Annotated in this window: 14 protein-coding genes; 4 read left to right on the top strand and 10 right to left on the bottom strand. The window is 72.8% G+C overall.

Annotation, left to right across the window (positions count from 1 at the left end; genetic code table 11):
• Positions 1 to 5: 5 nt before the first annotated feature.
• The 5 genes from ACSU6M_RS11925 to ACSU6M_RS11905 form a co-directional block, all read right to left on the bottom strand.
• Positions 6 to 881, bottom strand: a complete 876-nt coding sequence (locus ACSU6M_RS11925; protein ID WP_437069415.1) for a carbohydrate ABC transporter permease — start codon at positions 879 to 881, stop codon at positions 6 to 8.
• Positions 878 to 1,822 carry a carbohydrate ABC transporter permease gene (locus tag ACSU6M_RS11920; protein WP_437069413.1) on the bottom strand — a complete coding sequence of 315 codons (945 nt, stop codon included), beginning with the start codon at positions 1,820 to 1,822 and terminating at the stop codon, positions 878 to 880. Before ACSU6M_RS11920 ends, ACSU6M_RS11925 begins: the two co-directional genes overlap by 4 nt.
• Positions 1,823 to 1,824: 2 nt before the next feature.
• Positions 1,825 to 3,162 (bottom strand): ABC transporter substrate-binding protein, encoded by a 1,338-nt coding sequence (locus ACSU6M_RS11915; protein WP_437069412.1) that lies wholly within the window; start codon positions 3,160 to 3,162, stop codon positions 1,825 to 1,827.
• Between the two features lie 57 nt (positions 3,163 to 3,219).
• Positions 3,220 to 4,431 (bottom strand): ROK family transcriptional regulator, encoded by a 1,212-nt coding sequence (locus ACSU6M_RS11910; RefSeq protein WP_437069410.1) that lies wholly within the window; start codon positions 4,429 to 4,431, stop codon positions 3,220 to 3,222.
• A 286-nt stretch (positions 4,432 to 4,717) separates the two neighbouring features.
• Positions 4,718 to 5,803, bottom strand: coding sequence for a mechanosensitive ion channel family protein (locus ACSU6M_RS11905; protein WP_437069408.1), 1,086 nt, complete (start codon positions 5,801 to 5,803; stop codon positions 4,718 to 4,720).
• A 351-nt stretch (positions 5,804 to 6,154) separates the two neighbouring features.
• Here ACSU6M_RS11905 and ACSU6M_RS11900 point away from each other — a divergent pair, with 351 nt between their 5' ends.
• Entirely contained in the window at positions 6,155 to 6,691 is a 537-nt protein-coding gene (locus ACSU6M_RS11900; protein ID WP_360213324.1) for an HNH endonuclease, read from the top strand.
• Positions 6,692 to 6,837: 146 nt separating this feature from the next.
• Here the strand turns inward: ACSU6M_RS11900 and ACSU6M_RS11895 are convergent, their stop codons facing one another.
• The 3 genes from ACSU6M_RS11895 to ACSU6M_RS11885 are packed head-to-tail and all read right to left on the bottom strand — an operon-like array spanning position 6,838 to position 9,436.
• A complete protein-coding gene (locus tag ACSU6M_RS11895) occupies positions 6,838 to 8,190 on the bottom strand; it encodes an FtsX-like permease family protein (protein ID WP_437069406.1) in 1,353 nt (450 codons plus the stop codon).
• 5 nt (positions 8,191 to 8,195) lie between these two features.
• Positions 8,196 to 8,906 (bottom strand): ABC transporter ATP-binding protein, encoded by a 711-nt coding sequence (locus ACSU6M_RS11890; RefSeq protein ID WP_437069405.1) that lies wholly within the window; start codon positions 8,904 to 8,906, stop codon positions 8,196 to 8,198.
• Positions 8,903 to 9,436 (bottom strand): PadR family transcriptional regulator, encoded by a 534-nt coding sequence (locus ACSU6M_RS11885; protein ID WP_437069403.1) that lies wholly within the window; start codon positions 9,434 to 9,436, stop codon positions 8,903 to 8,905. Before ACSU6M_RS11885 ends, ACSU6M_RS11890 begins: the two co-directional genes overlap by 4 nt.
• 231 nt (positions 9,437 to 9,667) lie before the next feature.
• Between ACSU6M_RS11885 and ACSU6M_RS11880 the strand changes: the two genes are divergently transcribed.
• The 3 genes from ACSU6M_RS11880 to ACSU6M_RS11870 all read left to right on the top strand — a co-directional run bounded on the left by ACSU6M_RS11880 (position 9,668) and on the right by ACSU6M_RS11870 (position 12,516).
• The gene (locus ACSU6M_RS11880; protein ID WP_437069401.1) at positions 9,668 to 9,961 is read left to right on the top strand and encodes a hypothetical protein; all 294 of its coding nucleotides are present in this window, start codon (positions 9,668 to 9,670) and stop codon (positions 9,959 to 9,961) included.
• Positions 9,962 to 12,145 carry a 4-alpha-glucanotransferase gene (gene malQ, locus ACSU6M_RS11875; protein ID WP_437069400.1) on the top strand — a complete coding sequence of 728 codons (2,184 nt, stop codon included), beginning with the start codon at positions 9,962 to 9,964 and terminating at the stop codon, positions 12,143 to 12,145. It begins immediately after the preceding gene.
• Between the two features lie 101 nt (positions 12,146 to 12,246).
• The gene (locus tag ACSU6M_RS11870) at positions 12,247 to 12,516 is read left to right on the top strand and encodes a hypothetical protein (RefSeq protein WP_437069399.1); all 270 of its coding nucleotides are present in this window, start codon (positions 12,247 to 12,249) and stop codon (positions 12,514 to 12,516) included.
• 106 nt (positions 12,517 to 12,622) lie between these two features.
• Here ACSU6M_RS11870 and ACSU6M_RS11865 read toward each other — a convergent pair whose 3' ends face one another.
• Both ACSU6M_RS11865 and ACSU6M_RS11860 read right to left on the bottom strand, forming a co-directional pair.
• Positions 12,623 to 13,075 carry a GNAT family N-acetyltransferase gene (locus ACSU6M_RS11865; RefSeq protein WP_437069398.1) on the bottom strand — a complete coding sequence of 151 codons (453 nt, stop codon included), beginning with the start codon at positions 13,073 to 13,075 and terminating at the stop codon, positions 12,623 to 12,625.
• A 9-nt stretch (positions 13,076 to 13,084) separates the two neighbouring features.
• Complete coding sequence (locus ACSU6M_RS11860; protein ID WP_437069396.1) at positions 13,085 to 13,606, bottom strand: MarR family winged helix-turn-helix transcriptional regulator; 522 nt, start codon at positions 13,604 to 13,606, stop codon at positions 13,085 to 13,087.
• Between the last annotated feature and the right edge of the window lie 77 nt (positions 13,607 to 13,683).

Below are 13,683 nucleotides of genomic sequence, written 5' to 3'. Positions count from 1 at the left end.
TGTGTCTAACCCTTCACTCCGGTGAGCGTGACACCCTCGACGAACGCCTTCTGCGCGAAGAAGAACACGAGGATCACGGGGGCCATGACCAGAACGGTGGCGGCCATGGTCAGGTTCCAGTCGGTGTGGTGCGCGCCCTTGAAGGACTCCAGGCCGTAGGACAGCGTCCAGGCGCCGGGGTTCTCGGAGGCATAGATCTGCGGGCCGAAGTAGTCGTTCCAGGCGTAGAAGAACTGGAACAGCGCCACGGCCGCGATGCCGGGCCTGGCCATCGGCAGCACGACCCGCAGCAGCGCGCGCAGTTCGCCGCAGCCGTCCACACGGGCCGCGTCCAGGTACTCGTCGGGGATGGTCAGCAGGAACTGGCGCAGCAGGAACACGGAGAACGCGTCGCCGAACGCCATCGGGATCAGCAGCGGCCACAGCGTGCCGGACAGGTCCAGCTGCTTCGCCCAGAAGAGGTACATCGGGATCACGACGACCTGCGGGGGCAGCATCATCATCGCGACGACCAGCATCAGCGACAGATTCCGGCCCCGGAAGCGGAACTTGGCGAGCGCGTAGGCGACGGGGACCGACGACACGACCGTGAGGACGGTGCCGAGACCGGCGTAGAGCAGGGTGTTGCGCCACCAGGTCAGGAAGCCGGGGGTGTCGAAGACCTTCCGGTAGTTGCCCCACTCCCAGGTGTCGGGGACGAGATCGCGGCTGAGCGCCTGGCTGTCGCTCATCAGCGAGGTCAGCACCACGAACACGAAGGGCAGGGTGAAGAACAGGGCGGCGGCGATCCCGAGGGAGTGGACGGCGATCCAGTGCAGGGCGGCCCTGCGGCGGGCGACGGCCGGCGTCGACTGCGCCGCGCGGGAGAGTGCGTGCGTCATCGCTCACCTGCCTGGATCAGCCCGCCCCGGCGGCGCATCAGCAGCGCGGTGAACGCCATCGACAGCGCGAACAGCACCAGCGCGACCACACAGGCCGAGCCGTAGTCGAAGCGCTGGAAGCCGAGGTTGTAGACGAGCTGGGGGAGGGTGAGGGTGGACTTGTCGGGGAAGCCGGGCTCGAACTGGGTGCCCGAGCCCTGGATGACCCCGGAGGCGACCTTCCCGGCGATCAGCGGCTGCGTGTAGTACTGCATGGTCTGGATCACGCCCGTGACCACGGCGAACATCACGATGGGGGAGATGTTCGGCAGCGTCACGAACCGGAACCGCTGCCACGCCGAGGCCCCGTCCAGCTCGGCCGCCTCGTACTGCTCCTTCGGCACGTCGAGCAGCGCGGCCATGAAGATCACCATCAGGTCGCCGATGCCCCACAGCGCGAGCAGGGTGAGGGCGGGCTTGGACCAGTCGGGGTCGCCGAACCAGCCGGGCGCGGGGAGCCCGGCGCCCTCCAGGAGGGAGTTGACCGGTCCCGTGCCCGGGTTGAGCAGGAACGCGAAGGCCATCGTGGCCGCGACCGGCGGGGCGAGGTAGGGCAGGTAGAACAGCGTGCGGAAGACGCCCGTGCCCGTCTTGATCCTGGTGATCAGCAGGCCGACGCCCAGCCCGAAGGCGACCCGCAGGGTCACCGTGACCAGCACCAGCCACAGGGTGTTGCGCAGGGCGGGCCAGAACAGCGGGTAGTGCTCGAAGACGTAGACCCAGTTCTTCGTCCCGCTCCAGACCGGCGGCCGGAAGCCGTCGTAGTGCATGAAGGAGAAGTACAGGGTCGAGATCATCGGGTACGCGAAGAACACCGAGAACCCGATGATCCAGGGGGACATGAAGGCGGCGGTGCGCAGCGCCGCGCGGCGGCGTTTCGTCCGCAACGTGTACGTGCTCATGGCTACTTCGCCTGCGCGATGTCCGTGTCGATCTGCTGGGCGGCCTTGCGCAGACCCGCCTTGAGGTCGGTGAGCCGGCCGCTCTCGTAGTCGTAGCCGAGCTGCTGGACGGTCACCAGGTAGGCGCCGCCGTTGACGGAGGCGGGCGTGGTGGAGGAGTGCGGGTGTGCGGCGATGTCCAGGAAGGTCTTGAAGCGCGGGTCGTACTTCAGCTTCGGGGACTTCAGGGCCTCCAGGGTGGAGGGCACGTTGTGGATGTCGTTGGAGAAGCCCACCACCGCGTCGGTGTCGGTGGTCATGTACTTCACCAGCTCCCAGGCCGCGTTCTGCTTCTCGCTGGTGGCCGCGATGCCGGCGATCGTGCCGGTGATGTAGCCCTTGCCGTACTGGTCCGCCTGGTCGTCGGGGACGGGCAGCGGGGCCACGCCGATCTCGAAGTCCGGTTTCGCGTCCAGCGCCATGCCGAGCCGCCACTCGCCGTCGAGCTGCATGGCGACCTGGCCGGTGTGGAAGGGGTGCTGGGGACCCCACTCGTCGCCGAGCCCGGCCCGGTACTTCTCCAGCTTCTCGAAGCCGCCGAGTTCGTCGACGAGCTTCTTCTGGAGCCTGAATCCGGTCTCGAAGGCGGGGTCCCCGGCGAGGTTGGACTTGCCGTCCGGGGTGAAGTAGGTGGGGGAGAACTGCCCGAGGTAGTGCTCGGTGGTGGTCTCCCAGCCGTGGTAGTTCGGCATGAACCCGAGCTGCTTGTAGGAGCTGCCCTGCGGGATCGTCAGCTTCTTGGCGACCCGGACGAACTCGGACCAGGTCTTCGGCGGTGCCTCGATCCCGGCCTTCTCGAACGCCGTCTTGTTGTAGTAGAGGCCGTAGGCGTCGCCGAGCAGCGGGACCGCGCAGCGGTTGCCGTCGAACCGGGTGTACTCGTTCATCGCCTTCGGGAAGGTCTTCGCCGGGTCGATGCCGGACTTCTCGAAGAACGGGTCGAGGTCGACCAGGGCGCCCGAGGAGCAGAACTTGCCCACGTTGTTGGTGGTGAACGACGAGATCACGTCCGGGGCCTTGCTGCCGCCCGCGCGCAGCGCCTGGTTGATCTTGTCGTCCGTCATGTTGCCGACGACGTTCACCTGGATATGGGGGTGCGCCTTCTCGAAGCCCGCGACCAGCTTCTCGACGGCCTTGACCTCGGAGGGGGCGCTCCAGCCGTGCCAGAAGGTGAGGGTCGTCCCCTTCGAGGGGTCGTCGGAGGCGCCCGTACCGGAGGAGCCGGTGCAGGCGGCGGTGAGGAGGGCGAGGGAGACGGAGGCGGCGAGGGCGAACGCCGCTTTTCTGGGTATTCCGGGCATGGCGAAGCTCCCAGGGGGACGGGTGGGGGAATCGGGGACCTGCGGAGGGGGTGGTGTTCAGCGAGAGGTGTCGAAGACCTCGTCGCGCGTGGTCGCGAGCGCGCTCTCCAACGCGCCGCGCAGAACCGGGTGTTCGGTCACATCGCCGACGACGAGACGGGGCCGGGCGGCGGCCAGTTCGGCCAGCTCCGCCTGGATGAGGCCGCGCAGCACCTCGCCGCCCGAGGTCAGCGAGGCGCCGCTGAGGACCACCAGCTCGGGGTCGAGGACGGAGACGAGCGAGGCGAGACCGGTGGCGAGGCGGGTCGCGTAGGTCTCCAGCAGCCGGCGGTACGGGCCGCTCGGACGATCGGCGGCGCGGGCGATGAGGGCGGCGGCGACCTCGTCGTACCGCCCGGTGGGGATGTCCTCGATGCCGAGCTCGCGGGCGAGTTCGGGGACCGCCTGGGAGCCGGCGAGCTCCTGGTAGCCGCCGCTGTTGGCCTTGGTCACCTGGCGGACCAGGGGCGCGCCCGGCACCGGCAGGAAGCCGACCTCGCCGGCGCCGCCGGTCCAGCCGCGGTGCAGCCGGCCGCCGAGGACCAGGGCGGCGCCGAGGCCCTCCTCGTTCCACAGCAGCACGAAGTCGCCGTGCCCGCGGGCGGCGCCGCGGCGCTGCTCGGCGACGGCGACGAGGTTGACGTCGTTCTCGTACTCCAGCGGCATCGGCAGCGCGGCGGCGAGTTCGTCCAGCAGCGTGGGGGAGTGCCAGCCGGGCAGGTGGGAGGCGTAGCGCAGGCGGCCGGTGGAGGGGTCGAAGGCGCCGGGCGTGCCGATGACCAGGCGGTGGACGTCGTCGCGGGTCAGTCCCGCGGCCTTCACCGCGCCGTCCAGGGCGGTGGTGACCTGCTGGACGACGGGCTGGGCCGGGCGGCGGCCGGGGGTGGGCAGTTCGAACTCGCCGACGGTCTCGCCGGTGATGTCGGCGACGGCGGCGCGGATGCGGTCGGGGGTGACGTCGAGGCCGGCGGCGTGGGCGGCGGCGGGGTTCACGGCGTACAGCTGGGCGTTGGGGCCCGGCCGGCCCTCGCTGGTGCCGGTCACCCGGACCAGCCCGGCGGCCTCCAGGCGGGCGAGCAGCTGGGAGGCGGTCGGCTTGGAGAGCCCGGTCAGCTTGCCGATCCTGGTGCGGCTCAGCGGGCCGTGCTCCAGGAGCAGGTCCAGTGCCGCCCGGTCGTTCATGGCACGCAGCACGCGGGGGGTACCCGGCGTACCGGCGGTTCCTGCCATGGACTCGACACCTGCCTTTCGGGGCCAGCTTCTCATGGGACGCCGCGCCGCGGTAGATCACTGTTAGGAAGGTTTCCTATCAATGGCAGGACGGTATGCGGGGCGGGGAGGGGGCGTCAATAGGGGGCGCACGTCCGTTGGGTGACGGGCCGGGATGCGAGGGAGGCGGCGCCCGTGGCGAAGGCCGGGATGCAAAAGAGGCGGCGCCCGTGGGCGAAGGGCCGAGAAGCGAGGGAGGCGGCGCCCGTGTCGTCCGGGCGCCGCCTCCCTCGGTGCTGGGGTGCCGCTACTTCGGCGGGTTCAGCGGGGATGCCGCCGTCGACTGCGGCGAGGTGGTGCTGGCGAAGGCCGACGGGGCGGACATGCCCGCCGTGGGGTCGGCGTCCTTCTCCAGGTCCGGCTGGGCCGGGAGGCCGCCGACGATGCGGATGCCCGCCCGGTCCAGGGCCTGCTTGATGCGCCAGCGCAGCTCGCGCTCCACGGTGAGGGACTTGCCCGGCATCGTCTTGGCGGAGACGCGCACGACCATGGAGTCCAGCAGCACGCTGTCCAGGCCGAGGATCTCGACCGGGCCCCAGAGCATCTCGTTCCAGGGCTCTTCCTTGCTCAGCCTCTCGCCGGTCTCCGCCAGCAGCGCCTTGACCCGGTCGAGGTCCTCGGTCGGGCGGACGGTGACGTCGACGCCGGCCGTGGCCCAGCCCTGGGAGAGATTGCCGACCCGCTTGACCTCGCCGTTGCGCACGTACCAGATCTCGCCGTTGTCCCCGCGCAGCTTCGTCACCCGCAGGCCCACCTCGATGACCTCGCCGGAGGCGACGCCCACGTCGATCTGGTCACCGACGCCGTACTGGTCCTCCAGGATCATGAAGACGCCGGAGAGGAAGTCCGTCACCAGGTTGCGCGCGCCGAAACCGATCGCCACGCCCGCGACACCGGCCGAGGCCAGCAGCGGGGCCAGATTGATGCTGAAGACCCCGAGGATCATCAGGCCGGCCGTGCCGAGGATCAGGAAGCTCGCCACCGAGCGCAGCACCGAGCCGATCGCCTGCGAACGCTGCCGGCGGCGCTCCACATTGACCAGCAGACCGCCGATCGCGGTGCCGTCGACCGCCTGCGCGGTGCGGTTCATCCGCTCTATCAGCTTGGTGATCGCCCGCCGCACCACCACCCGCAGCACCGCCGCGATCACCAGGATCAGCAGCACGCGCAGGCCGATCGCGAGCCAGGTCGACCAGTTCTCCTCGACCCAGCTCGCGGCCTGGGTGGCGCTCTCCTGCGCGTCCTGGATCGAGGGGACCGCCGGGTTCGTCCGCGACGGCGACGGTGACGGGGACGGGCTCACGGCGGCCAGTAGGGCGGGCAGGGACGACACGTCGGGTACCTCCAGGTGCAACGGTCCGCCCCCCGGCAGTGCGGTGCTACGAGGTCGAGTACTTCAAGGTCAAGTACGTCGAGGTCACGAAAAGGTCACCGGAGGGCAGGGTCACCACACTATCGGGGCATCGCGTGTGGATCGTCGTGATGCCGGAGGGAGAAAGAGCACAGACCCGGGGATGAACAGGAGGGATGAACCGTTCACGATCCGGGGGATGAATCAGATGTGGTCGAAAACACTCCCAGCCCGTTACCGGGACATGGTGGCGCGTCCACCAGGCATGAGGGGAGACTGACTGCAGATCGTCCCGGCGCGAGCCACGCGCCGCCGGCGTACAAGGAGGCATCCGTGCCGCATGTCCTGGTCCTCAACGCGTCGTACGAGCCGCTCGGCGTCGTACCGCTCCGCCGCGCGCTCGTCCTCGTCCTGGAGAACAAGGCCGTGTGCCTTGAGGAGTCCGGCGCCTTTCTGCACAGCGCAACCGTCACCGTCCCCGCACCCAGCGTGGTCCGGCTCAAGCGATTCGTACGGGTTCCCTATCGGGGGCCCGTTCCTCTCACCCGCCGTGCGCTGTTCGCGCGCGACGGGGGCCGGTGCATGTACTGCGGTGGCGTCGCAACCAGCGTCGACCACGTCATCCCGCGCAGCCGCGGGGGCAAGCACGTCTGGGACAACGTGGTGGCGTCCTGCCGCCGCTGCAATCACGTGAAGGCCGACCGCCACCTCGGCGAGATCGGCTGGCGCCTGCGTCACAAACCCGCCCCGCCCACCGGTCTGGCCTGGCGCATCATCGGCACCGGCCATAGGGACCCGCGCTGGCTGCCGTACCTGCAGCCGTACGGCGCGGACGACGCCCTGGCCCGGATCGACGGCATCTCCGCCTGAGGATCCGGGCCTTCGCATTCCCGCGGTGAGCCGAGGGCGACCTGACGGCCACCCGGACGGACACCGGGGCGGCACCGGGGAGACCCCCGTCCACCCCGGTGCCGTCGGTGTGCCCGCCGCGCTCGGCCCTCAGGCGCACGCCCCCCTCAGGTGTAGCGCAGCTCCGCCGGGCGCAGCGTGCGCCGCAGCAGGGGCAGCGAGGTCGCCGCGGCCAGCAGGCAGACGCCGTACACCGCGACCGGGACCAGCAGCCCCTCCCAGGGCGTCGAGAAGGTGCCGTCGTCGCTGAGCGACGCGTACCCCGCGCCGATCACCATGCCGCCGATCCCCGCCAGCAGCACCGCGGGCGCCAGCGGCAGCGCGGTCTCCAGCAGCAGCGCCCGCCCCAGCACGCGCTGCGGCACCCCGGCGGCGGTCTGCGCGGCCAGCCCCCGGCGCCGGGCGGCCAGCGACTCGGCGGTGCCGACGGCGAGCGCGCCCAGCACGATCAGCAGGGCCACGCCGATCGCGGCGGCGGTCAGATTCAGCCCCGTCTCGTAGAAGGAACGGTCCTCCGCCAGGTGCTTGTCGGAGTCCAGGACCGCCAGGAGCACCTGCCGGACCCCGGCGAACCCGGTGGCGACGACCGTCACCAGCAGCACCGCAGCATGCGTACGGGCCGCCGCCCACGGATCGTCCCGCAGCCGCTCCGCCGCGATCAGCACCGCGGGGCTGTCGGTCCGCGCGGCCAGCCGGCGCCCCACCAGCCCCGAGACCGCCCCCGCCAGCCACACCGCGCCCATGCCGACGACGACCACCCCGGCGAGCACCCCGAGCGGCCCCTCGGGACCGGGCCGCGGTGTGCCGGCGAGCCGTACCAGCGAGCCCACCGCCGCCGCGACGAACGCCAGCGCCGCCAGCAGGAACAACAGCCCCGGCCGGGCGTGCCGGCGCACCCGGCGCACCTCGCCCAGCGGCGAGGCCACCACCCGGCGCAGCGCCGACACGCTCACCAGCGCGCCCAGCACGGGCACCGCGACCGCCACCGCGGCGATCCCGGCCCAGGCCAGGGCCGGCGGGTTCTGCCACTGGGTGAGCAGCATCAGCGCCGAGAACACCGAGGCGACCGCCGAGCCCACCGCGCAGGCCAGCCCCGTCTCGGCCGCCGCGATCCGGCGCACCTGCCAGGGCGAGGCCCCCGCCAGACGCAGCCCCGCCAGCCGCCGGTCGCGGTGCACGGCACCGATGCGCGCGCACTGCCCGAGGAACCCGAACACCGGCACCAGCAGCAGGAGCAGCGCGGTGATCACCCCCGAGCGCTCGCCGGGCCGGTCGAGCAGGCCGTTGCCCACGGACACGCGGTACTGGCCCTCCAGCGACGCCAGCACCACCGCCGCCAGCGCGAACCCGGTCGCCAGCAGCGCCCCGAAGGCGGTCAGCGCGATCCGCCACCACTCGTGCCGGTCCGAACCGGACACCAGCAGCCGGGCCAGCCGCAGATCGGACCTCAGCCCCTTCACGGCCCTCACCGGATCACCGCCGACGCGTCCGCGCCCTCGGCCACCACCGTGCCGTCGCTCAGCGACACCTCCCGGTCGGCGTACGCCGCCACCCGCGCGTCATGCGTGATCAGCAGGACGGCGGTGCCCGCCTCGCGGGCGGTATGGGCCAGCGCGGTCATCACCTGCTCCCCGGCCAGCGAGTCCAGCGCCCCGGTCGGCTCGTCGGCGAAGACCACCCGCGGGCCGGTCACCAGGGCGCGCGCCAGCGCCACCCGCTGGGCCTGTCCGCCGCTCATCTCGCCGGGCCGCAGCTCCTCCTGCCCGCGCACCCCGAACCGCTCCAGCCACTCCGTGCCCGCCGCCCGGGCCTCCCTGCGGCCGCGCCCGGCCAGCAGCAGCGGCAGCGCCACGTTGTCCAGCGCGGTCAGTTCCGGGATCAGCTGCCCGAACTGGAACACCACCCCGAACTCGGTGCGCCGCAGCTCGCTCAGCCGCGCCTCGGGCAGCCGGTCCAGGCGTTCCCCGCCGTAGCGCACCTCGCCCGCGTCCGGGCGGACGATGCCCGCCATGCAGTGCAGCAGCGTGGACTTGCCGCTGCCGCTGGGGCCGGTGACGGCGAGGATCTCGCCGGCCGCGAGCTCCAGACGGGCGCCGCGCAGGGCCTTGGTCGCCCCGTGCGCCTTGACCAGGTCACGGGCCACGAGCAGCGGGGTCGTAGCGGTACTAGTGCTCATACGGTGTCCACTTCCGCGGTGAGGGAGGCCAGCCGGGCGCCGGTGGTGGTCATCCAGCGCAGGTCGGCGTCGAGGTGGGTCAGGGCGTAGTCGGCCGACAGGACCGTCGACAGATCCGCTCCGGGGGCGGTCTTGACCGCCGTGAGCTCGCGCATGCGGGCCATGTGCGCGGCGCGCTGGTCGCGCAGATAGGTCTCCGGGTCGCCGGCGGCGAGGATCGCGACGACGACCTTGGCGAAGATCTCGTTCGCGACGAACGGCGCGGGCGGGGTGACCTCGGCCGCCCACCGGGCCAGTTCGCGCGCGCCGTCCTCGGTGGTCCGGTACAGCGTGCGCTCCGGGCCCCCGTCGGAATCGGTGCCGTCGACCTCGGCCAGTCCGTCGCGGACCAGCCGTTGCAGGGTCGTGTACACCTGCCCGTAGGCCAGCGGGCGGGCCTGCGGGAAGCGTTCGTCGTGCCGTCGCTTGAGGTCGTAGCCGTGGCTGGGACCTGCGGCGAGCAGCCCGAGCAGGATGTGGCGGGTGCTCATGGAGATCATTATGTACCGCGTACATGTACTGAGTGAATAGTGGGCGGGCGAGAACTTCCGCGGGAGCCGGGAAAATCCGCGGGGGCTGGGCGCGCACTCGACGGGGATTGTGGCGACACGCGGTATTCGTCAGGAGCTACGTCTGCCGCCGTGCCCGCTGGGTAGGGCTGCTGTAGTCCCTGTCCTCGCTCCGTCCCGTCCCGGACGGAGCTTCAGATCAAGGAGGCCCCCGTGGCCGCTTCGGCACACCTTCTGCTCTCGGCCCTCTCCAAACGCCCGGCGGAGCCCACCGCCGAGCCCGTGCGCGTCTTCCCCACCCGGAGCGCCGAGCCGGTGCGCGTGTTCTCCGCCGCCGACGCCGAGCCCGTACGGGCGTCCGCCACCGGCGCACCCGTACGCGTGTTCTCCGCCGAGAGCACCTGCTCCCAGACCCCGCTGACCAGCGAACCCCCGCTGCCCGACGCCGAACCCCTCACCAGCGAGCCGCCGCTCGCCGCCCCGGACCCCCACTCCACGAGGCCGTAGATGACCGAACCCACCCCGGACCGGCCCCTGGACGAGGAGCTGGCCCGACTCGCCGAACTGCACGGCGTCGCCACCTCCTACCGCCCCGCCCCCGACCGCACGGTCACCGCCTCCCCCCTCGCCGTCGTCCGCGTCCTCGCCGCCCTCGGCGTCGACGCGGACACCCCCGACGCGGTCCGGGCGGCGCTCGCCGCCCGCGAGCGGGAGTCGGCCCAGCGGCTGCTGCCGCCCACGGTCGTCCTGTGGGAGGGCGGCATCCCCGCCGCGCTCGGCGCACTGCCCGCCGGGACGCGGCTGCGGGTCGAGACCGAGCAGGGCGAGACCTACGACGGCGAGGGGGCCCTCGTACGCCTCCCGCCCGGCGTGCACCGGCTGGCCGCCGCCGCGCCCGACGGACGGACCGCGCAGGCCCATCTGATCGTCGCCCCGCGCCGGCTGCCCACCCCGCGCGGACGGTCCTACGGCCTGCTGGTGCAGCTCTACTCGCTGCTGTCCCGGCGCTCCTGGGGCATGGGCGACCTCGGCGACCTCGGCGAGCTCACCGCCTGGGCCGGACGAGCGCTCGGTGCCGGGTTCGTGCAGGTCAACCCGCTGCACGCGGCCGTGCCCGGCGCCCCCACCGACCCCTCCCCCTACCGGCCCTCCTCCCGCCGCTTCCCCGACCCCGTCCATCTGCGCGTCGAGGACGTCCCCGAGTTCGCCCACGTCCAGGACCGCGAGCGGGTCGCGGAACTGCTCGAACGGGCCGCCCGGCTCAGGGAGTCGGTGCTCGACAAGGGCGAACTGATCGACCGGGACGCCGTCTGGGAACTCAAGCGCGCGGCCCTGGAACTGGTGCGCGAGGTGCCGCTCGGGCCCGGACGCCGGGCCGCCTACGGCGACTTCCTCGCCGCCCAGGGCCAGGCCCTGGAGGACCACGCCACCTGGAACGCCCTCGCCGAGGTGTACGGCGGCGAGACCGGACAGTGGCCCGAGGCGCTGCGCGACCCGCGCTCCGCCGCCACCGCCCGCGCCCGCCGCGACCTGATGGACCGCGTCGACTTCCACACCTGGCTCGCCTGGCTCACCGACAGCCAACTGGCCGCCGCCCAGCGCGTCGCCCGCGAGGCGGGCATGCCCGTCGGGATCGTGCACGACCTCGCGGTCGGTGTGCATCCCGAGGGCGCGGACGCCTGGGCCCTCGGCGAGTTCTTCGCCGCCGGCATGTCGGTGGGCGCCCCGCCCGACGCCTTCAACGCCCGCGGCCAGGACTGGGGGCTGCCGCCCTGGCGCCCCGACCGGCTCGCCGAGTCCGGCTACGCCCCCTTCCGGGCGCTGCTGCGCGCCCTGTGCGGCTACGCCGGCGCCCTGCGCATCGACCACGTCATGGGGCTGTTCCGGCTCTGGTGGGTCCCGCAGGGCCTGCCGCCCACCCAGGGCGCCTACGTCCGCTACGACGCCGAGGCCATGCTCGCCGTGCTCGTGCTGGAGGCATCGCGGGCGGGAGCCGTCGTCATCGGCGAGGACCTGGGGACCGTGGAGTCCGGGGTGCGCGAGGCGCTGCGCGAGCGCGGTGTGCTCGGCACGTCCGTGCTGTGGTTCGAGCGCGACTGGGACGGCGACGGGCTGCCGCTGCCCCCCGAGTCCTGGCGCTCCGACTGCCTCGCCACCGCCACCACCCACGACCTCCCGCCCACCGCCGCCCGCCTCACCGGCGAACACGTCGAACTGCGCGACCGGCTCGGCCTCCTCGCCCGCCCCCTCGCCGAGGAGCGCGCCGAGGCCGCCACCGACGTCGCCGAGTGGCTGGCGGTGCTCACCCGGCTCGGCCTGCTGGAGGGCACCGGCGGCGGCTGCGACGTCTCCTCCGAGGAGGCCCAGGTCCAGGCCGTCCACCGCTTCCTGGTGCGCACCCCGGCCCGCCTCGTCGGCCTCTGGCTCCCGGACGGCACGGGCGACCGGCGACCGCAGAATCTGCCGGGTACGTGGGACCAGTACCCGAACTGGCGGCTTCCGGTCGCCGACGCGGAGGGGCGGGCGATGACGCTGGAGGACGTGGCGTCCTCGGGGCGGCTGCGGGCGCTGGCGGAGGTGCTGCGGGCGGGGGTGGGACCGGCAGGCCGCGAGGGCGTGCGGGACGGGGGACGGCACGGGGCGCGGGGCGGTGCGGGCCCGGCGCCGGGAGGGGCGCGGGAGGCGGAGTGACGCGGGGAGCGGGGCGGTGCGGGCCCGGCGCCGGGGGCCCCCGCGCGCCTATACGGACCCCCGGGCGCGCGGCCCCGACCGGCGTTCGCTACTTTTGCACCGTGGACAAGAAGAACGCCCTGCGCGCCGGCGCCCTGGCCGCCGGTACGACGCTGATGATGCTGCTCATGTCGTCCCCCGCGCTCGCGCTGACGCGTGACGACGGTGACGACCCCGGCACGGGCCTGAGCGTCATCGAGACGCTGGGCCTGTTCGTGATCGCCCCGCTCGCCCTGTTCGCGGTCATCACCGGCCTGGTGATGGTCCTGGACCGCTCGGCGTACAAGGTCGAAAAGCCCAAGCTGAAGGCCAAGGCCAAGGCACGCGCCTGACCTGACATCACCCCGCTCTTTCCGAGGGCGCCGCTTCCGCCGTACCTGGCGGGGCGGCGCCCTCGGCGTTTCCAGGGGCCGGCCCGCTCGGGCCCCCTCGGACGGGTCAGCGCGCGGGACGGACCGGTTCGCGGGCCATGAACACGTCCACCGGGTCCTCGGACTCCGTCATGAAGCCGTGGCGTTCGTACAGCCGGCGGGCCGCGCTGCCCTGCAGGACGTTCAGCCGGACGCGGATGCCCCACCGGTCGCAGGTGCCGAGGAGGTGGCGGAGGACGGAGGTGCCGATGCCCCGGCCGTGGTGCACCGGGTCGAGGTAGAAGTGCTCCAGCCAGAAGCCGTCCGGGGACGGGCGCAGGGCCACGCAGCCGGCGAAGGTGTCCGCGACCTCGATGATCCAGGTGTGGGTGGGGCCGAAGGCGTCGCGCAGCCGCTGGCGGACGCGGTGGTCGTCGTAGCGGCCGAGGCGTTCGAGGTCGGGGCGCATGACCTCGGCGCGCAGGTCGGCGATCTGTTCCACGTCGGTCGCCGTGGCCGGGCGCAGTGCCCAGTCCGCCATCGTGGTCTCCTAGCCGGTCTGGGTGTTGGCGAGCAGTTTGCGCAGCAGGTCGGCCAGGCGGTCCGCCTCGTCCGGGTCCAGGGTGGACAGGGCGTCGCTCTGGAGGGCGAGGCCGGCGCCGACCGCCTCGTCGATGAGGTCCAGGCCCTCCTCGGTGAGGGTGACCTGGAGGCCGCGGCGGTCGTGCGGGTCGGGGGAGCGGCGCAGCAGGCCCGCGCGCTCCAGCTTGTCCAGGCGGCCCGTCATGCCGCCGGTGGTGAGCATCAGCGTGGAGGACAGCTGGCGCGGCGAGAGGGTGTACGGCTCGCCGGAGCGGCGCAGCGTGGCGAGGACGTCGAACTCGCCGCGGGAGATCCCGAACTGGGCGTACCGCTTCTCCATCCGGTCGCCCATCGCGCGCGAGAGCCGGTAGATGCGGCCGAAGACCTCCATCGCCTTGGTGTCGAGGTCGGGGCGTACGGCCGCCCACTGGCCGATGATCGCGTCGACCGCGTCCCGAGGGCGGTCCTGGGGTTCGGGGTTCGGGTTCATGGCAGGAGTATCCGTCCCGGTTCGGTGGGCCGCAAGAAAGTGGCTCGCTGGCAAGTGGATCAGTGACAAGTGGATCA

It is taken from the genome of Streptomyces sp. enrichment culture, assembly GCF_964272895.1.
GTDB lineage: Bacteria > Actinomycetota > Actinomycetes > Streptomycetales > Streptomycetaceae > Streptomyces.
This window is presented reverse-complemented; position numbering and strand designations above follow the sequence as displayed.

Coding starts and splice junctions, on each gene's coding strand:
- ACSU6M_RS11915 (WP_437069412.1), bottom strand. CDS start 3,162: ATGCCCGGAATACCCAGAAAAGCGGCGTTCGCCCTCGCCGCCTCCGTC.
- ACSU6M_RS11920 (WP_437069413.1), bottom strand. CDS start 1,822: ATGAGCACGTACACGTTGCGGACGAAACGCCGCCGCGCGGCGCTGCGC.
- ACSU6M_RS11860 (WP_437069396.1), bottom strand. CDS start 13,606: ATGAACCCGAACCCCGAACCCCAGGACCGCCCTCGGGACGCGGTCGAC.
- ACSU6M_RS11865 (WP_437069398.1), bottom strand. CDS start 13,075: ATGGCGGACTGGGCACTGCGCCCGGCCACGGCGACCGACGTGGAACAG.
- ACSU6M_RS11885 (WP_437069403.1), bottom strand. CDS start 9,436: ATGAGCACCCGCCACATCCTGCTCGGGCTGCTCGCCGCAGGTCCCAGC.
- ACSU6M_RS11925 (WP_437069415.1), bottom strand. CDS start 881: ATGACGCACGCACTCTCCCGCGCGGCGCAGTCGACGCCGGCCGTCGCC.
- ACSU6M_RS11910 (WP_437069410.1), bottom strand. CDS start 4,431: ATGGCAGGAACCGCCGGTACGCCGGGTACCCCCCGCGTGCTGCGTGCC.
- malQ (WP_437069400.1), top strand. CDS start 9,962: ATGACCGAACCCACCCCGGACCGGCCCCTGGACGAGGAGCTGGCCCGA.
- ACSU6M_RS11890 (WP_437069405.1), bottom strand. CDS start 8,906: ATGAGCACTAGTACCGCTACGACCCCGCTGCTCGTGGCCCGTGACCTG.